Source organism: Leucobacter sp. wl10 (assembly GCF_003569785.1).
Taxonomy (GTDB): domain Bacteria; phylum Actinomycetota; class Actinomycetes; order Actinomycetales; family Microbacteriaceae; genus Leucobacter.
The window spans coordinates 144,695-162,047 of the sequence record NZ_KZ983989.1; the positions used below are offsets into that span (position 1 = coordinate 144,695).

The window sequence follows — 17,353 nt, forward strand, 5'->3', positions numbered from 1 at the left end:
TCACAGCAGCTCGAGCAGCTCCGGGGCCGCCGCCGCGCGCACCGCCTCTCGCGCCGCACGCGGCGTCGTCTCCGTTCGCGCGAGAGCGGCGAGGCCCTCGCAGTCGGCGAGACTGTGCGCCGAGAGCGCCAGCCGCACGGCCGGCACCTTGCCCGCCGCCATCGAGAGACTGGTGACGCCGAGACCGGTCAGCACGAGGGCCAGCAGGGGGTCGCCGGCCGACTCTCCGCACACCCCCAGGGGCTTGCCCGCCGCGCGAGCGCCCGAGGCCGCCGCGGCGATGAGGTCGAGCACGGCCGGCTGCCACGGGTCGAGCAGGTCCGAGAGCTCGCCCTCCATGCGGTCGGCGGCCATCGTGTACTGCGCCAGGTCGTTGGTGCCGAGGCTGCCGAAGTGCACCGCGCCGAGCACCTGCTCAGCGCGCAGCGCCGCGGCCGGCACCTCGATCATGACGCCGGAGCAGCGCAGTCCGTTCGCCGCGACGCGCGCTGCGAACCAGCCGGCCTCCTCGGCCGTCGCGACCATCGGCGCCATCACCCGCACATCGGCGCGGGTGAGCGACGCCGCGGCCGCGAGCGCCTCCAGCTGGGCGTCGAGCAGCTCGGGACGCGCCTGCGACAGGCGCAGGCCGCGGCGGCCGAGTGCCGGGTTCTCCTCGGGCCCGAGATCGGCGAAGGCCAGGGGTTTGTCGGCGCCCGCGTCGAGGGTGCGCACCACGACGCGCCGCTCGCCGAACGGCTCGAACACGCGCCGGTAGATCTCCGTCTGGTCCTCGACGGTGGGGGCGCGGTCGGCCGAGAGGAACACGAACTCGGTGCGGAAGAGCCCGACGCCCTCGACGTCCTGCGGCCCCGCCAGTTCGGCGTCCTCGATGCCGCCGATATTGGCGAGCAGCGCCACCCCGTGACCGTCCGAGGTCGCTCCGGGTCCGCTGATCCGCGCGAGGGCGGCGGCTCGGCGCTCGCGGCGCTCGCGCTGCGCCGCGACGGCGGCCGGGTCGGGGTGCAGCACCACCTCGCCGCTGTCGCCGTCGAGCGAGACGGGGGTGCCGACCGGGATCTCCGTCGCGTCCGCGAGCTGCACGACGGCGGGGATGCCCATCTGGGCGGCCAGGATCGCGGTGTGACTCGTGCGCCCGCCGGCCTCCGTGACGATCCCGAGCACCAGAGCGCGGTCGAGCGTAGCGGTCTCGGCCGGCGCCAGGTCATCGGCGACGATCACGCTCGGTTCCGAGAGATCGGGCACGCCGGGCACGCGCTCGCCCAGCACCTCGGCGACGACGCGGGATCCGATGTCGCGCAGGTCGGCGACGCGCTCGGCGAAGTAGCCGCCGAGCGCCTCGAACTGCGCGGCGAACTCCTCGATCGCCGCCGCGACCGAGGTCGCGGGCCCGCTGCCGGCCTCGAGGTGCCTCGCCGCGGCCCGGTGCAGGGCTCGATCGCGGGCGATGAGGGCGGTGGCGCGCAGGATGTCGCGCGCGTCGGCATCGAGCTGATCGGCCTTCGCGTCGAGCGCGGAGGCGACCCGCATGAACGCTGCGACGACGCTCTCGGCGGCGGCCGCGGGGTCGCTCGCAGCCGGCTCGTCCGCGGGCGGCGCGACGGGCGGCGCGACCTGCACGACCGGCCCGTAGGCGGTGCCGGGACTGACGCCGATGCCGTGGCGGCTCTGCTCGGCGCCGGGCGGTCGCGCGGTCCCGCGGTCGGTCACTGCGCGTCCAGATCCGTTGCGAGCAGTTCGACGAGACGATCCAGCACCCTCTCGGCGTCGCCGCCCTCGGCCGAGAGCACGACCTCCTCGCCGTGCTTGGCGCCGAGCGCCATGATGCCGAGGATGCTGCCGGCGTCGACCGGCGCCTCGCCGGGACGCGCGATCTCCACGTCGAGGCCGGACTCGGTCACGGCCTCCACCAGCAGCGAGGCCGGGCGCGCGTGCAGGCCGACTGAGGAAGCGATGGTGACGGAACGGGTTGCCATGGTGTCTCCTTGATCAGGTGTGTTCAGAATCCTAGTGCGACGGCCCGGTCGTCGGGCCGCGAGTGCGGCATCGATACGGGTCCGCTCGATCCCGCACTCGCTTTCCGGTGTCAGGCCGCGGCGGCCTCCACCGCGGTGCGGCCGCGGCTCATCGACTTCAGCGCGACGACGATCAGCGCCGTGACGATCGTGCCCGCCGCCAGCGCGGCGACGAAGAGGAGCGGCTGGCCGATGAGCGGGAGCACCCAGATGCCGCCGTGCGGGGCGCGCAGCGTGGTGCCGAAGAGCATCGCGAGGCCGCCGGTGACGGCGGAGCCCACGAGCGAGGCCGCCATGATCCGGATCGGGTCGGCCGCCGCGAACGGGATCGCGCCCTCCGAGATGAAGGAGGCGCCGAGGAGCCACGCGGCCTTGCCGTTCTCGCGCTCGGGCTCGGAGAACAGCTTCGGACGCAGCGCTGTCGCGAGAGCCATCGCGAGCGGCGCGACCATGCCGGCCGCCATCACCGCGGCCATGATCCTCAGCTGCGGCGCGTCCGCTGCGGCGCCGGCCGCCGAGAGGCCCGCCGTGGCGAAGCCGTAGGCCACCTTGTTCACGGGGCCGCCGAGGTCGAAGCCCATCATGCCGCCGAGGATCACGCCGAGCAGCAGGGCCCCGGCACCGGTGAGGTTGTTGAGGCCATCGTTCATGGCGGTCATCAGCGCGACGATCGGCCGTCCGAGCACGGTGATGAAGAGACCCGCGGTGACGAGGGTCGACAGCAGCGGGATCACCACGACCGGCATCACGCCGCGCACGCCCTTGTGCACCTTCCAGCTCGCGATCCAGCGGGCCACGAAACCCGCGAGCAGGCCGGTCACGAGGCCGCCGAGGAAGCCGGCGTTCATCGCCACCGCGACCGAGCCGCCCACGATGCCCGGCACGAGACCCGGCCGGTCGGCGATGGCGAAGGCGATGTAGCCCGAGAGGATCGGCACGAGGAACCCGAAGGCGGTCGAGCCGATCACGTACGCGAGCGCCGCCCACGACGCGAGGCTCGCCGGGTCGAAGCTCTGCGCGATGTTGAACTCGTCGTCGCCGGTGAGGCCGTACCTCACCACCTCGATCGCGCCGTTCTCGCCGAGGGCGATCTGGGCGAGCATGAACGAGACGGCGATGAGGATGCCCCCGGCCGCCACGAACGGGATCATGTACGAGACGCCCGTCATCAGCCACTGGCGCAGCTTCGTGCCCGCGCCGACGCGCTCCGCGCGAGGCGACGGGGCGGCCTCCGCGCGATCGTCGGCCGCGGCCGCCCGCGACGGATCCGCAGCCCACTCGGCGGCGAGCCCGGCCGCCTGCGCCACGAGCGCCGGGCCGTCGGAGATGGCCTTCTTGACCCCGACGTCCACGGTGGGCTTGCCCGCGAAACGACCCCGGTCCTTGATCTCGAGGTCGTGAGCGAAGATCACGGCGTCGGCGGCGGCGATCTGCTCGGCCGGCAGCGGCGTCGATCCCGCCGACCCCTGCGTCTCGACCGAGATCGTGTGCCCGGCCGCCTCGGCGGCGTTCTCGAGCGCTTCGGCCGCCATGTACGTGTGCGCGATGCCCGTGGGGCAGGAGGTCACGGCGACGAAGCGCAGGGCGCGCTTCGCGGTGGCGCCTCCCGCAGCGGGTGCGGGCTCCGGGGCGGGCGTGGGATCTGCCAGCTGCACGTGCTCGCCGACGATCCGCACGACCTCGGCGGGGGTCTCCGCCGCGAGCAGCGCCTGCCTGAAGTCGTCGCGCATCAGCGCGCGTGCGAGCTGCGGCAGCACCTGCATGTGCGCGTCGCCGCCGTCGGCCGGCGCCGCGATGAGGAACACGAGCCGAGCGGGCCCGTCCTTCGCGCCCCAGTCGATGCCGTCGGCGACGCGTCCGAAGACCAGCGAGGGCTCGGTGATGGCCGCGCTGCGGGCGTGCGGGATGCCGATGCCGCCCGGGAGGCCCGTCGCCATCTTGGTCTCCCGCTCGCGCACGTCGGCGAGGAAGAGCTCGAGGTCGGTGCATCGCCCGGTCGCGGCGAGGCGCTCCGCGAGCACGCGCGTCGCCTCGTGCCGGTCGGCGCCGGTGAGGTCGAGCACCACCTGCTCGTCGTTGATGAGGGGCATGTCGGTTCCTTTCGGAGGGGTGTCGTGAGGAGCGGGTTGTGAGGCGGGAATCAGTCGTGCAGCGGCAGTGAGGTGTCGGGGTCGGCGGTGAGTGCGACGTCGATGTCGGAGAGATCGCCGGGTCGGGGCACTTCGGTGCCCGGCAGCCGGACGGCGGCCGCGCCCCAGCGCACCCCCTCCGCGAGCGCGTCGGCGAGCGCCTCGCCGCGCGCCAGGCCGCTGAGCAGTCCGGCGAGCATGCAGTCCCCCGCTCCGACGGTCGACACGGGATCCGTGACGAAGGCCCGCGCGTGCACCGCCTCCTCGGCGGTCACGAGCACGGCCCCGTCGCGTCCGAGGCTGACGGCGACGAGTTCGATGCCGCCGGCCACGAGTTCACGGGCGACGCCGATCACCGCGCCGAGCGTCTCGAGCGGACGCCCGGCGAACTCGGCGAGCTCCTCGCGGTTCGGCTTGATCAGGGAGGGCGCCGCAGGGATGGCCTCGGCGAGGGGGGCGCCCGAGGTGTCGATCGCCACCCGTGCGCCGCGGCCCTTCGCGCGGCGCACGAGCGTCGCGTACAGGTCTCCGGGGGCGCCCGGGGGCAGGCTGCCGCATCCCGCCACCCAGTCGCCCGCCCCGAGCGGGGCGAGGGCGGCCTCGAGCAGGGCTTCGACGTCGGCCTCAGAGAGGCGCGGGCCCGGCTCGTTGAGCTTGGTCGTGGTGCCGTCGGGTTCGAGCACGCTGATGTTCATGCGCACCCCGTGCGGGATGGGGACGACGGCGCGGCGGATGGAGGCCCGCTCGAGCAGCGCCTCGAGCAGGCTCCCCTCGGGACCGCCGGAGGGGAGCACCACCAGGGTGTCCTCGCCCGCCGCGGCGAGCGCGCGGCTCACGTTGACGCCCTTCCCGCCGGCGTCGACGCGGGCGGCCGCCGCGCGCAGCACCTCGCCGCGCTGCAGCGCTTGCACGGTGACGGCGCGATCGACGCTCGGGTTCGGGGTCAGGGTGACGATCACGCGATCACCACCGTCGGGCCGGCTCGGCGGATCTGCTCCGCGAGCTCGGCGTCGATGTCCGTGTCGGTCACGACCATGTCGATCTCCTCGATCTCGGCGAATCGGTACAGGTGCGCGCGCGCGGCCTTGCTGGCGTCGGAGGCGAGCACCGTGGTGCGCGAGGCGCGAAGCATGGCGCGCTTCGTCGCCGCCTCGTCGTGGTCCGGAGTCGTGAGCCCGTGCGCAACGTCGAAGCCGTTGGCGCCGAAGACGCCGATGTCCACGGTGAGGCCCGCGAGGGAGTCGTTGGGCCAGGGTCCCACGGCGGCGCCCGTGATCGGCCGCACCCGCCCGCCGAGCTGCAGCAGCGAGATGCCGGGTCTGGCGGCGAGCTCCGCGCCGATGATGAGACTGTTGGTGATGACAGTGAGCGAGGCGTTCGCCGGAAGGGCTCGAGCGATCGCCAGGGTCGTGGTGCCCGCGTCGAGCAGCAGGGTGGCGTTCGCCGGGATCTCCTCGAGCACGCGCTGCGCGATGCGCCGCTTCGCCTCGGCCCGCAAGCCGATGCGGACCTCGACGCCGGTCTCGGGCTCGAGACGATCCACTGGGATCGCGCCGCCGTGCACGCGCCGCAGGAGGCCTCTGCGCTCGAGCGCGGTGAGATCGCGACGGATGGTCTCGGTGGTGACGCCCAGCGCGTCGGCCTGGGCGCTGACGTCGACCCGGCCGTCGGAGCGCGCGGTGTCGAGGATCAGCTGCTGACGCTCCGCCGCGTACATGTCCGCTCCCTCGTCCACGTGTGCACTCGTCGGGCATCTGGCCGACGATCTCTCGCGCCTTCAGATTGCCACAATGTTTCCAACAAGTAAAGCGATTGCAACATTTGTTTTAATTGACTTTACCGCGAGAGCCGCCATCCGGCCCGGCGCCTAACCCTCGCCAGACCGCTCCCGGTGCATGCTTGAGGGAGACCGCTCCCCGTGGCGGGGAGAGGGAGGAGCGCGGCATGCGCATTCTGATCGCGGAGGACGAGCGCGACCTCGCCGAGCTGCTCGCCGACGGCCTGCGCGACGAGGGGCACGAGGTGGAGGTCGCCCACGGCGGCGATACCGCGCTCGCCGCGCTCGGCCGCTTCGACGCCGACGTGCTGCTGCTCGATCGGGATCTGCCGGGCGTGCACGGCGACACCGTGTGCCGCATGCTGCGGGAGCAGGGGCCTCGGCCCGCGAGACGAGCCCGGGCACGGAGCCGTTCCTCCCCCAGAGCGCCTCGCCCCCCGCGGAGGCGCCCCGAGCGGACGGCGGCATCGCCGGATCCGTGCTGCCGTCGCTGGCGCTGCGCTCCGCGGTCGGCCCGACGAGGTGCGCGAGCTCGCCGACACGATCGACGGGATGCTGGACCGGCTGCGGGACGCGTTCGCCCGGCAGGAGCGCTTCGTCGCGAACGCGTCCCACGAACTGCGCACCCCGCTCGCCACCACCCGCGCCGCACTCGAGATCCCGCTCGCGCGGGGGCGGGTGCCCGCCGACCTCGAACCCGCGATCCGCCGCGCTCTCGCCGCGAACGAGAGGAGCGAGCGGTTGATCGCGGCGCTGCTCGAGCTCGCCCGGGCGCGACGCGGGCGAGCGGACGCCGGGCAGGCGAGGGGCGACGAGACGGATCCGCGCGAGGCCGTCGTCGCGGCCGTGGAGACGCACGGCGCCCGCGCCGTCGAGCTGGGCGTCGGCGTCGACCTGGCCGGGCTCCTCGGCGACGACGGAGGCGCGGGGCGGCGGCCGGAGCGCCCGGAGGCGGCCGCCGATCCCGCTCTAGTCCAGCTCGCGGTGGACAACCTGATCGGCAACGCCGTGCGGCACAACGTGCGCGACGGGTGGGTACGGGTGTCGCTCCGCTCCGCTGACGGGAGGGTCCGCCTGCGCATCGAGAACACGGGAGCCGAGCTCGACGATCGCGCCGTCGCCGCGATGATCGAGCCGTTCAACCGCGGAGACGCGACCCGGCTCGCGAGCCGGGAGGCCGAACCCGGGTTGGGGCTCGGCCTCTCCCTGGCCGATGAGGCCGCTCGCGCGGCGGGAGGATCGCTCGAGCTGTCGCCCCGTCCGGGAGGCGGGCTGGTCGCGATCCTGAGCCTGCCGCTCGCGGAGCCGGACGAGCCGCGCGGAGACTGAGGGCCGGTCTGCTCGACGAACGCGTCGGCCCGGCAGGTGCGCACGATACGCTGGTCGCGGAGATCGAGGCTTCCGAGTGCTCGAAGAGAGGTCGTGGGAGACATGGGTGCTGGCGGCGCGAGCCCGGACGACGTGAGCGGACTGCGGCGGGCGCTGGGCGACCGGGCGGTGGTCGATCCCGAGCTCGTCGCCCCGTACGCGCTCGACAGCTCGCGCGCCGTGCCGGAGGGGACGCCCCTCGCGCTGGTGCTCGCGGAGTCGACCGCGGATGTCGCGGCCGCACTGCGCTGGGCCGACGCGGCTGGCGTACGGGTGAGCGTGCGCGGCGCGGGCACCGGCCTCGTCGGCGGGGCCATGGCCTACGACGGCGGGCTCATCATCTCGCTCGAGCGGATGAACCGGATCCTCGAGATCGACCGGAAGAACCGCGTCGCTGTGGTGCAGGCGGGAGTCATCACCGGCGAGCTGGACGACGCATGCCGCGAGCTGGGACTGTTCTTCCCGCCCGACCCCGCGAGCGCCCGGCTGTGCACGGTCGGCGGCAACATCGCGACGAACGCGGGCGGGTTGCGCTGCGTGTCGCACGGCGTCACCACCGACTCCGTCGCCGGCCTCGAGGTGGTGCTCGCCGACGGCCGCGTCATGCGCACGGGAGCCCGCACGCGCAAGAACGTGGTCGGCTACGACCTCACGAGCCTCTTCGTGGGTTCGGAGGGGACCCTCGGCGTCGTCACGGAGGCCACGGTGCGGCTGAAACCGGTGCCGGAGGGAGCGCCCCGCACGTTCCGCGCGAGCTTCGACCGCGTCGAGGACGCGGGCCGGGCGGTCACGGCCATCGTGAACGGCCCCGCTCGGCCGGAGGTGCTCGAGCTCATGGACGCCCTGAGCGTCGAGATCATCGAGTCGTTCCACCCGAGCGGCCTCGCCGTTCCCGCCGGCGCCATGCTCGTGGGGCAGACCGTCGGGCTCGACGCCGCGGAGCAGGCCGGGATCATCACCGGCATCTGCGCGGCGCACGGTGCTGGCGACACCGAGATCTCCGACTCCGACGCCCTGCTCGAGGCGCGACGGCTCTCCAACCCCGCGCTCAACGCGCGCGGGCTCAAGATCTCCTGCGACGTCGGCGTGCCGGTCGCGGCGCTCGCCGAGATGTTCCGCGGGGTGGGAGAAATCTCCGAAAGGCACGGCAAGCGGATCTCGACCGTCGCTCACGCGGGCGACGGCAACCTGCACAGCACCGTGGAGGCGCCCGACGACCCGGAGGGCATCCGCGAGGCCGACGCGGTGATCGACGACATCACGCGCCTCGCCATCTCGCTGGGCGGCACTATCTCGGGCGAGCACGGCATCGGCTCCGTCAAGCGGCACGAGCTCTCCTGGCAGCTCGACGGCACCGCGCTCGGGGTGCAGCGCGCCCTCAAGCGCGCGCTGGACCCGCGCGGGATCCTCACCCCCGATCGCGCCATCTGAGGGGACGCATCTGGTACATCGATGACCATGGAAAGTGGTCCATCGGGTGGACCACTGGCAGGATCGTCGCATGCGATTCCTCTCGATCCAGTCCTCCGTCTCCTACGGCCACGTGGGCAACTCGGCCGCGGTGTTCCCGCTCCAGCGCATCGGCGTCGAGGTGATGCCCGTGCACACGGTGTGCTTCTCCAACCACACCGGCTACGGCGCGTGGCGCGGGCCCCTGATGTCGGGCGAGGACGTGCGCGAGATCGTCACCGGCATCGAGGAGCGCGGCGGCCTCGAGCGGGTGGACGCCGTGCTTTCGGGCTATCAGGGGGGCGACAGCATCGGCGACGCGATCCTCGACGCCGTCGCGCGGGTGAAGCACCACAGCCCCGATGCCGTCTACGCCTGCGATCCCGTGCTCGGCAACGCGAAGTCGGGCTGTCACGTCGCGCCCGAGGTGCAGGATCTGATCCGCGACCGCGTCGTGCCGCACGCCGACCTCATCACGCCCAACCAGTTCGAACTGGGCTTCATCACAGGCACCTCGCCCGACACTCTCGATTCCACACTCGAGTCGGCCGATGCGGCTCGGGATCTCGGCCCGAGCACGGTACTGGTGACCAGTGTCGAGCGCCCCGACCGGCCGGAGGGCACCATCGAGATGCTCGCCGTCACGGGCGAGGGCGCCTGGCTGGCGCAGACCCCGCACCTCCCCTTCAAGGTGAACGGCTCGGGCGACGTCACGGCGGCGCTGTTCACCGCACACTTCCGTCGCACCCGGGACGCGGCCGACGCGCTGGCCCGCACCACCGCCAGCGTGTTCGCGCTGCTCGAGCGCACGTTGGCGGCGGGATCGCGCGAGCTGCAGCTGATCGCGGCCCAGGAGTCCTACGCGCACCCCGATCTTCGCTTCGACGCGAGGCGGGTGCGCTGAACGGATCGCAGAGGCCCCGGCGGCTGGCCCTCAGGATCGTGCGAGCAGGATGCCGGCGGCCGCGAGCGCGGTCGCGAGGAGCAGCATCCCGGGCCCGTTCAGCAGTGCGCCGCCGCAGCGCTTCCTCGCGAGCAGCCGCACGGTGTCGAGACTCGCCGCACTGAACGTCGTGTATCCCCCGAGCAGGCCGACCGAGAGCACGCTCGCGAGCGGATGATCGATCGCGAGACCGACGAGGATCCCGAGCGCGAACGAGCCCGTCAGGTTGATGAGCATGATGCCCCACGGGAAGCGCGCCCGTGCGCGACGGGGCAGGCTGTGGTCGACCAGGTGCCGCGCCGCGGCACCGATGCCTCCCGCTACGGCGATCCCGAGCGCCGCCCACACGCCGTTCACCGCGCGCCTCCCCCGCCGCCGCGGAGCCGGAGCGCCCGACCGCTCAGCACGCCGAGCCAGCTGCCCGCACCCCCGACCACGAGCGTCGCGGCGCCGTATCCCAGCGCCGCCCAGGGCTCGCCGCCGAGCAGCAGCTCGGCTGTGTCGGCCGCGAGCAGGCTGTACGTGGTGAAGCCGCCCAGCACGCCCGTGCCCAGCAGCAGCCGCGTCGCTCGCCAGCGCCCGCGATCGGCCCCGAGCCGGGTGAGCACCTCGACCAGCAGGCCGAGCAGAAAGGCCCCCGAGACGTTGATGCCGAACGTGGCGAGCGGAAACGGGCCGGTCTCCCCCACCGCCAGCGTGATCAGGTAGCGGGCGAGGGATCCCGCGGCACCGCCGACGGCGACGATCCCGAGGTCGGGCAGCATGGCAGACGACTTCACGATGACACTCCTATCCCGTACCCGGGCGCCCTGCGGTTCGAAGCAGGGTCGCGATCGAGATAGGGACCGTTGTCGCTCAGGCGAGGTTGGTGCCGGTGAGCCCCACCACCGGGTGCCGCGCGGCACCCCTCCACCCTACTCCCCTCGTTCGCGGACGGCGCCTCCCGGGTTCTGCGGCTCGTGAGGCGCGCCTCGATTTGCGTTCCTCACCGGGCCGTGGTGTAAAGTAGAAGAGTTGTCGGGTGAGCATTTGTCCGACTTCACCTGGGTCTGTGGCGCAGCTGGTAGCGCACCTGCATGGCATGCAGGGGGTCAGGGGTTCGAGTCCCCTCAGATCCACCCCGCGCACAAGGCTCGAACCCTCGCCCGAAGAATCATTGGGCTGGGTTCGGGCCTTGTCGGCGTTCGCGGCCCAGGTGAGGGCGTTGTCGTTGATCTCGGGGTCGGGGACTATCTCGGTAACGGTGTTTCCGGCGGTTTTCATTTAGTAGGTCTCCGCGGCCGGCCAGCGGTCAGCGAAGGTGATGGCGAATGCGTTGAGAGCGGGCTTCCACCGCATCGTCCATCGGACTCGTCCCGCGCCGGTCGGGTCGAGCGATCTGGTGACAAGATACAGGCGCTTCAGCGCCGCCTGCTCAGTCGGGAAATGGCCCCGGGCTCGCACCGCGCGTCGGTAGCGGGCGTTGAGGGACTCGATCGCGTTGGTCGAGCAGATCACGGTCCGGATCTCGATGTCGTAGTCGAGGAAGGGGATGAACTCCTCCCATGCGGACTCCCAGAGCCGGATGATCGCGGCGTATTTCTTGCCCCATTTCTCGTCGAGCTCTTCCAGCGCTGCCCTCGCGGCGTTGGGGTTCGGAGCGGTATAGATCGGTCGCACATCACGTTTGAGCGCGTCCCAGTCCTTCTTCGACGCTAACCGGAACGTGTTGCGGATCAGGTGGATGATGCAGGTCTGCACCGTCGTGAGCGGCCACACGTTGCCGACGACTTCGGGCAGGCCTTTCAGTCCGTCGCAGACAAGGAAAAACGTGTCCCGCACGCCACGGTTCTTGATATCGGTCAGGACGCTCATCCAGAACTTCGCACCCTCACCGCCAGCGCCGGCCCAGAGCCCGAGGACGTCTTTCTCCCCAGCCAGGGTCACACCGATCGCCGCATAGATCGGCCGGTTCGCGACCTGCCCGTCGCGGATCTTCACCACGATCACGTCGATGAAGATCGCCGCATAAACCTCGTCCAGTGGCCTGGCGGACCATTCATTCATCTCCTCGATGATCTTGTCCGTGATCCGGGAGATCGTCTCCTTCGAAACTGACGCGCCGTAAATCTGGGCGAAGTGCGCGCTGATCTCACCCGTGGTGAGTCCGTTCGCATACAGCGACAGCACGATCTCCTCGACCCCGTTCAGGCGACGTTGGCGCTTCTTCACGATCTGCGGCTCGAACGACCCATCACGATCCCGCGGCACGTTGATCGTTACCTGCCCGGTCGCTTCGGTCAGCACCGTTTTCGGCCGAGTCCCGTTGCGCACGTTCCCGGCATCTCGGTCTGGGGCGGCGCGGTTCTTCTCGTGACCGAGATGCTCGGTGAGCTCCTCGCTCAACACGGTCTCGAGCACGTTCTTCGTGAACAGCTTCAACAGACCATCCGGCCCCGTCAGAGCCAAGCCCTGCTCCTTCGCCAGCCGGACCAACTCGGCCGCCGCAGCGGCCTCCGCCGATCGGTCATCGTCATGGTGTTTCTTCGGACTCACAACTTCCAGTGTCGTAGTCATCACGGCACCTTTCCCGCCACGCATCACGCGCGGCGCGTCAGGCCGGAAACACCGTTAAATCCACAGTCCCGCCGATGTCGGCATAGCGTCTGCGACGGGTTGAAAGGGCTGCCGGAGGCGATCAACACGACCTGGGGGCAGACGGCCGTGCAGCAGTGCATCGTGCACCTGATCTGCAACTCATTCCGTTACGCCGGCCGGCAGCACCGGGACGCGATCGTGAAGTCCCTCACACCCGTCTACACGGCGCCGTCCGAGGCTGCGGCGAAAGACCGGTTCGCCGAGTTCGCCGCCTCGTGGGGCGAGCGGTATCCCGCGATCGTGCAGCTGTGGCGCACCTCCTGGGCGGAGTTCGTGCCGTTCCTCGAATACGACGTCGAGATCCGGCGGGTGATCTGCACGACCAACGCGATCGAGTCGATCAACGCCCGCTACCGAAGGGCGGCCCGAGCCCGTGGGCATTTCCCGAACGAGGCCGCCGCGATCAAATGCCTGTATCTCGTCACGCGGTCGCTTGACCCCACCGGCGGCGGCCGGGCACGCTGGGTGATCAGGTGGAAGCCCGCGCTGAACGCGTTCGCGATCACCTTCGCCGGACGGCTCGAGAGAACCACCAACTGATGAAGACCGCCGGACCCCACACACCGGTCACCGGACAGACCTCGAGGCCGGAGCGGCTTCTGCTGATCGAGGGCATCGGTGCCGAAGCGATGTCTGATCATGACGAGATCATGTCGGTGGTGATGATCGAAGTGTTTCCATCAGCCCGATGATCGTCACACGTGACGCCATCCTGCACCCGCGTCTCGGAGGGGACGCCCGCGATGTAGGTTGAGGACGTTTCCGACTTTCGGTGTGGGTGAGCGAGAATTGCTGCTGGGACACGACACCACCTGGGAGGCGACTCACGTCGTCCAGCTCAACGGCCGGTGGTACATCTTCGATAAGGTGATCCAGTGAACTCGCGTTTCGACGACGACATGGAGGCCCGTGTCGTCTCCGCGGCAGCGCACTACGACTACGCCGCGACGGGACCCGTCATGGCGGCGCCGATCGAGCGGGATAGTTGTGTCGTCGCCTACCTGTTCCACGGACTCGATGGCGAGGAGGAGTCGGCCGGGCTCGTCTCGGCGCTCGATTCCGGGTTCCACCCCGAGGGGACCGGATACTGGTATGGGCTGCTAGGCGCCCTGCGCGAGCGGGATGTGCCGGCCGCGGAGGCCGTCCGGTCGCTGCTCGGTTTGTCCGGACCCGACTCCGTCGGTCGTGTCGGCGGAGAGCTCCGTCGGCACGACGGCAAGAAGGCGCTGGATGCGCAGCTGAACCCGGAGAAGGCGGCGCGGCAGGTCGATGCACGACAGCGCCGCCGGGAGACGACTCAGTTGATCAGCCGCGCGACGATCGACGCCGCGCTGCGCGGGGAGACGCCGCTCACCGAGTCGGTCGCCGAGCAGGTAGCCAAGCTCGACTTCGCCCTCGCCGAGAAGCCCACACCGGAACAGCTCGTCGTGGCCTTCACCGATGTCGTGGGCCGGATCCCGGATCAATTGGGAACGAGCACACGAACGAGGGAGCCCTCCTTCCTCGTCACCTATCTCGCGGCGACAGGGCAGAGTTTCCCCGGTGTCGACACGGTGGTCTGGCTGCGGGTCCCCGCAGGCACGCCGGCCCTTTTCCAGCAGGCTCAGCTGCCCGGCGACCCTGGAGTGCTGCTGCTCGGGCGCGGCATCGAGTGGGAGGCCGACCGGATCTTCGAGATGGGCGGGCAGACGATCGTCACGGCACACATCGTGGGGCGTGAGCCGGGAGCGCTCATCGCCGCTAGACCGTGTCCAGCACCAAGGCATCGTCGGCATCCCGAAGTCCGACCGGATGGGATCATGGCGGGGAAGACCGACGATTCAAGGGGAAAGGATGAGGATGGTTCGTGACACGAGGGCCGATCAGGCCTACTTCGACGACGTCGTGGAGTATCTCGCAGGGCTCTGCGCAAGCGACGACGAGCGGCTCGCGCGCCCGGCCGAGTCGTTCCGCGACCCGAAACGGCTGGGGCTCGTCGCTGGAGATGCGATGAAGCGCCGGTGGGACCGGTTCAGCAGTCTGTACTCACAGGGTGCCTCGGCGGACGAGCTGCGGGTCGAGTATGACATCGTGCTCGCCGCGGCTGAACGTGCGCTGCGGCTGGCGAAGGCGCACATCCCCGAGGAGTTGCGCGCGAAGCGGTTCGCGTTCGGGTACAACAAGGACTTCTTCCGTGAGTGGCTGCTGCTGGTCTCGCTCGCACTGGCGTTCGACGTGGATGACGTGACGTTCGATCGTGCGGTGTCGGCGACCGAGCTCGGGTGGGGCGACAGGCTGCTGGGCCGGCTCATCGCGTCGCGGCGTCCCGGGCATCCGGTCGGCGATGTGCTCGCCTTCCCAAGGATCGTCGGCGAGCTGGACGCTGCGTTCGAGGCGGGCTCGGCAGACGAAGCGGAGTCCGCGGTGGGGAGGTACCTGTCGTCGTGGTATCCCGCGTGGGAGGGGATCTGGGGATGGGGTGGTCACGAGCAGGTGCCCAAGCGGCAGTACCACGGCTACTGGGCGTTCGAGACGCTCGGTGTCGTCGCCGCGCTGCGATTGGACGAATCGTCGTTCAACGAGAACGCATACTACCCGCGCGAGCTCGCCGCTCCCGAACCCTCGTAGCCGACCCGCTCTTCGGATCGCCGCGTACGCGTTTCGAGCACGTCAGGCGTCTGAAACCGCAACTTCGCCCACACGGTATCTCGGTGAAACCCCGAATTGACGTGCGGGCACGGTCACGCTTGTCCCTCCCGCCCTAGCGGTTCGCATAGGGTCCGCTTCCTCATCCGTAAGGCGTGTTCGAGGTCGTTTCCCCGGTTCCGCTGATGCCTCGGTCAACGGGTCACCGCCCCCGTCCTCGGACTCGGCGTTTGCTTACTCGTCTTCGGTGATGTCGAGGTCGATGGCGACGAAGTGCGCGGTGAGAAGCTTGCCAGATTCGACTTCGAGCCGCACTCGGTTCGCGGTCAGGCCCACGAGTTGCTGATCCTGCCCGACGTTACGCTTCTCGAACACGGCATCGACCTCGGCGGCGAGGCGCTCCGCGACCGCGACGGGGACCGCACGTCGGGTGCAAGGTGTCTGCTTGGATGCCCCCGAGCTGCGTCATGTGCACAATCCTCTCGGGTCTACAGCGAACGAGTCCAGGAACTCGGCGCGATGCCCTTGACCGGGACCGTCGGCGACAGCTGCGATGCTGCTCTCGCGGCGACAGCCAACGGGCTCTGGTGAGCCGAACTGATCCGCAGATAAGGTTCGTGCCCGGTCGAGGTGGAGAACGCCTACTATACTGAAACCCGCCAGCTGAGAACACGAATCGCTGACCGCAACCCAGGACGGAGCTAGCCCCAGCAGGCTTCGGCGCGCCTGGGTGTGTCAGCGCCAGACTCCCCGCCAGTCGTAGAGCGTGGCGGTCGTCTGGTATTCACGCAACTCAGAGACGAGCCCGTCGGCGCAGCGAGCGATGGTCGCGCCGTCAAACGTGCTGCGCTGTCCGCCCCAGGTGTACACGAACGCCCACTGCGCAACTTCCCGATCGGCGGTGATGAAGTGATCGGTGATGTCCCAGCGGTGCACGATCCCGCCTGCGGCGAACCAGTCCTGTGCCCATCGGCGCACCCAGCTGCGGCCTCTGTAGACCGGTCCGTAGCACTCGGTGATGACGCAGTTCTCCGTAACCGTGGCCGCGATGCGATCGGCGTCGTTCGCGACCCAGGCGTCGATGTAGTCGGTCAGCACGCTCATGTCACCACGATATCCGTGTCGCCCGGCTTCCAAATTCAGCTCATAGAGGAAGGGGCCCGGAAGAGGGCGGGACCGCGGCGCCCCTGGACGGCACCGCGGCGCGAGGGATCAGTCGCTCTCGGAGGGGGAGCCGCTGCGCAAGCGGTGCACCGTGAAGGCGACCGCTCGCGGTACACCGGCGGCGCTCCCCTGCGCTCGCAGCATCTCCGGGATCGCCTCTTCGGGGGCCGGGTGCCACGGCAGGTCCGCCAGGTACGCCTCGTGAGCGGCGAGCGAGGCGACGGCGCGACGCTCCGCCTCCTCGCCGATCTCCACATAGTTCGTGGGGCGGGATCCCGTCAGCATCAGCCAGGTCGCGCCCCAGGGGCTCAGGTCCTCGTCCCGCAGCAGCTCGGGGAACACCCACCGGTTGTCGGCGTCGCGCACCGCATCGATGGTCGCGAGCCCGGCCGCGCGGTGGTCGGCGTGGTCGATGCCCCAGGGGACGAGGAGCTCGCCCGCACCGCCGATCACCGCGTCTGGGCGGAATCGGCGGATCTCCCGCGCGACGGCGCGACGCAGCTCGACCCCGTACTCGAGCACGCCGTCCGGGAAATCGAGGATCGTCAGGCGCTCGACGCCGACGGCCTCGCACGCCCGTCGCTGCTCCTCGGCGCGCAACGGCCCGGCTTCCTCCGGCGGGCGCTGCATGCCGGCCTCCCCGGCGGTGAGCAGCAGATAGCCCACATCGACGCCCCGCGACGTCCACTCCGCGACGGCCGCGGACGTGCCGTACTCGGGGTCGTCGGGGTGCGCGACCACCACCAGCACACGGCGGAACGCGGCGTCGTCGAGCGGTTCGAGAAGCTGGGGGTCTGCTGAAGCGTCCATGTCCCTAAGCCTACGCTCGCGCGCGGTCACTCCGCGGATTGCGCGGGAGCCTCCCCCGCCGCCTCGAGCATGGGCCCCACGTCGATGAGCGGACAGTCGTGCCACAGCCTCTCGAGCTGATAGAAATCGCGCTCCTCCTGGTGGAAGACGTGCACGATCAGATCCCCGAAGTCGAGCAGCACCCAGCGGCCGCTCTCGCGGCCCTCCCGGCGCACGGTGCGCACGCCGGCAGCGCCCAGCGCGTCCTCGATCCCATCGGAGATCGCCTGCACGTTCCGTTCGACGCTGCCGCTCACGACGAGGAACACGTCGGCCAGGCCGAACTGCTCGGTCACCCGCAGGGCGACCGGCCCGGTCGCCCCCTTCTCGTCAGCCGCGCGCACCGCGATCCCCAGGTCGGTCAGCACATCGCGATTCTGCGTCACTTCAGCTTCCA

Annotated in this window: 18 protein-coding genes, 1 tRNA gene and 2 pseudogenes; 9 read left to right on the plus strand and 12 right to left on the minus strand. The window is 70.8% G+C overall.

The genetic code is table 11. The features are described from left to right. From ptsP to D1J51_RS04475, 5 genes are all read right to left on the minus strand, one after another. Window positions 1-1,710 carry a phosphoenolpyruvate--protein phosphotransferase gene (gene ptsP / locus D1J51_RS04455; RefSeq protein WP_119073977.1) on the minus strand — a complete coding sequence of 570 codons (1,710 nt, stop codon included), beginning with the start codon at window positions 1,708-1,710 and terminating at the stop codon, window positions 1-3. Continuing rightward, window positions 1,707-1,976 carry an HPr family phosphocarrier protein gene (locus D1J51_RS04460; protein WP_119073978.1) on the minus strand — a complete coding sequence of 90 codons (270 nt, stop codon included), beginning with the start codon at window positions 1,974-1,976 and terminating at the stop codon, window positions 1,707-1,709. The genes ptsP and D1J51_RS04460 overlap by 4 nt, the downstream gene beginning before the upstream one ends. 110 nt (window positions 1,977-2,086) lie before the next feature. After that, the gene (locus D1J51_RS04465; protein WP_119073979.1) at window positions 2,087-4,105 is read right to left on the minus strand and encodes a PTS fructose transporter subunit IIABC; all 2,019 of its coding nucleotides are present in this window, start codon (window positions 4,103-4,105) and stop codon (window positions 2,087-2,089) included. 50 nt (window positions 4,106-4,155) lie between these two features. Beyond that, window positions 4,156-5,103, minus strand: coding sequence for a 1-phosphofructokinase (pfkB, locus tag D1J51_RS04470; RefSeq protein ID WP_119073980.1), 948 nt, complete (start codon window positions 5,101-5,103; stop codon window positions 4,156-4,158). Beyond that, window positions 5,100-5,879, minus strand: a complete 780-nt coding sequence (locus tag D1J51_RS04475) for a DeoR/GlpR family DNA-binding transcription regulator (protein ID WP_371414075.1) — start codon at window positions 5,877-5,879, stop codon at window positions 5,100-5,102. The genes pfkB and D1J51_RS04475 overlap by 4 nt, the downstream gene beginning before the upstream one ends. Window positions 5,880-6,088: 209 nt before the next feature. Between D1J51_RS04475 and D1J51_RS18620 the strand changes: the two are divergent. From D1J51_RS18620 to pdxY, 4 genes and pseudogenes are all read left to right on the plus strand, one after another. Then, window positions 6,089-6,244 (plus strand): annotated as a pseudogene (locus tag D1J51_RS18620) (response regulator); the annotation flags it as partial. 199 nt (window positions 6,245-6,443) lie between these two features. Further along, entirely contained in the window at window positions 6,444-7,250 is an 807-nt protein-coding gene (locus D1J51_RS04485; RefSeq protein WP_119073981.1) for a sensor histidine kinase, read from the plus strand. Window positions 7,251-7,352: 102 nt separating this feature from the next. Then, window positions 7,353-8,720: an FAD-binding oxidoreductase gene (locus D1J51_RS04490; protein ID WP_119073982.1), complete on the plus strand. Its 1,368-nt coding sequence runs from the start codon at window positions 7,353-7,355 to the stop codon at window positions 8,718-8,720. A 70-nt stretch (window positions 8,721-8,790) separates the two neighbouring features. Continuing rightward, a complete protein-coding gene (gene pdxY, locus D1J51_RS04495) occupies window positions 8,791-9,642 on the plus strand; it encodes a pyridoxal kinase PdxY (protein WP_119074087.1) in 852 nt (283 codons plus the stop codon). 30 nt (window positions 9,643-9,672) lie between these two features. On the opposite strand, the gene D1J51_RS04500 is transcribed toward pdxY, so the two are convergent. Next, on the minus strand, window positions 9,673-10,038 hold the full coding sequence (locus tag D1J51_RS04500; RefSeq protein ID WP_119073983.1) for a fluoride efflux transporter FluC: 366 nt from the start codon (window positions 10,036-10,038) through the stop codon (window positions 9,673-9,675). Then, window positions 10,035-10,460 carry a fluoride efflux transporter FluC gene (locus D1J51_RS04505; RefSeq protein WP_240422898.1) on the minus strand — a complete coding sequence of 142 codons (426 nt, stop codon included), beginning with the start codon at window positions 10,458-10,460 and terminating at the stop codon, window positions 10,035-10,037. The genes D1J51_RS04500 and D1J51_RS04505 overlap by 4 nt, the downstream gene beginning before the upstream one ends. 266 nt (window positions 10,461-10,726) lie before the next feature. Between D1J51_RS04505 and D1J51_RS04510 the strand changes: the two genes are divergently transcribed. Further along, window positions 10,727-10,799 (plus strand) — tRNA-Ala (locus D1J51_RS04510). Between the two features lie 145 nt (window positions 10,800-10,944). On the opposite strand, the gene D1J51_RS04515 is transcribed toward D1J51_RS04510, so the two are convergent. Further along, on the minus strand, window positions 10,945-12,237 hold the full coding sequence (locus D1J51_RS04515; protein WP_119073985.1) for an IS256 family transposase: 1,293 nt from the start codon (window positions 12,235-12,237) through the stop codon (window positions 10,945-10,947). Between the two features lie 87 nt (window positions 12,238-12,324). Here D1J51_RS04515 and D1J51_RS04520 point away from each other — a divergent pair. The 4 genes and pseudogenes from D1J51_RS04520 to D1J51_RS04525 form a co-directional block, all read left to right on the plus strand. Continuing rightward, window positions 12,325-12,858: pseudogene (locus D1J51_RS04520) on the plus strand (transposase); the annotation flags it as partial. After that, window positions 12,858-13,010: a hypothetical protein gene (locus D1J51_RS17830; protein ID WP_162903659.1), complete on the plus strand. Its 153-nt coding sequence runs from the start codon at window positions 12,858-12,860 to the stop codon at window positions 13,008-13,010. The pseudogene D1J51_RS04520 and the gene D1J51_RS17830, both read left to right, overlap by 1 nt. 183 nt (window positions 13,011-13,193) lie before the next feature. Then, window positions 13,194-14,168 (plus strand): hypothetical protein, encoded by a 975-nt coding sequence (locus D1J51_RS17835; protein WP_162903660.1) that lies wholly within the window; start codon window positions 13,194-13,196, stop codon window positions 14,166-14,168. Beyond that, window positions 14,158-14,925 carry a PoNe immunity protein domain-containing protein gene (locus D1J51_RS04525; protein WP_162903661.1) on the plus strand — a complete coding sequence of 256 codons (768 nt, stop codon included), beginning with the start codon at window positions 14,158-14,160 and terminating at the stop codon, window positions 14,923-14,925. Before D1J51_RS17835 ends, D1J51_RS04525 begins: the two co-directional genes overlap by 11 nt. Before the next feature lie 252 nt (window positions 14,926-15,177). Here D1J51_RS04525 and D1J51_RS18160 read toward each other — a convergent pair whose 3' ends face one another. The 4 genes from D1J51_RS18160 to rsfS all read right to left on the minus strand — a co-directional run bounded on the left by D1J51_RS18160 (window position 15,178) and on the right by rsfS (window position 17,342). After that, on the minus strand, window positions 15,178-15,318 hold the full coding sequence (locus tag D1J51_RS18160; RefSeq protein WP_205547712.1) for a hypothetical protein: 141 nt from the start codon (window positions 15,316-15,318) through the stop codon (window positions 15,178-15,180). A gap of 360 nt (window positions 15,319-15,678) precedes the next feature. Further along, complete coding sequence (locus D1J51_RS04535; protein WP_119073987.1) at window positions 15,679-16,047, minus strand: nuclear transport factor 2 family protein; 369 nt, start codon at window positions 16,045-16,047, stop codon at window positions 15,679-15,681. A 108-nt stretch (window positions 16,048-16,155) separates the two neighbouring features. After that, entirely contained in the window at window positions 16,156-16,917 is a 762-nt protein-coding gene (locus tag D1J51_RS04540; protein WP_119073988.1) for a PIG-L deacetylase family protein, read from the minus strand. Window positions 16,918-16,943: 26 nt separating this feature from the next. Continuing rightward, complete coding sequence (rsfS, locus tag D1J51_RS04545; protein ID WP_240422902.1) at window positions 16,944-17,342, minus strand: ribosome silencing factor; 399 nt, start codon at window positions 17,340-17,342, stop codon at window positions 16,944-16,946. Window positions 17,343-17,353: the final 11 nt, after the last annotated feature.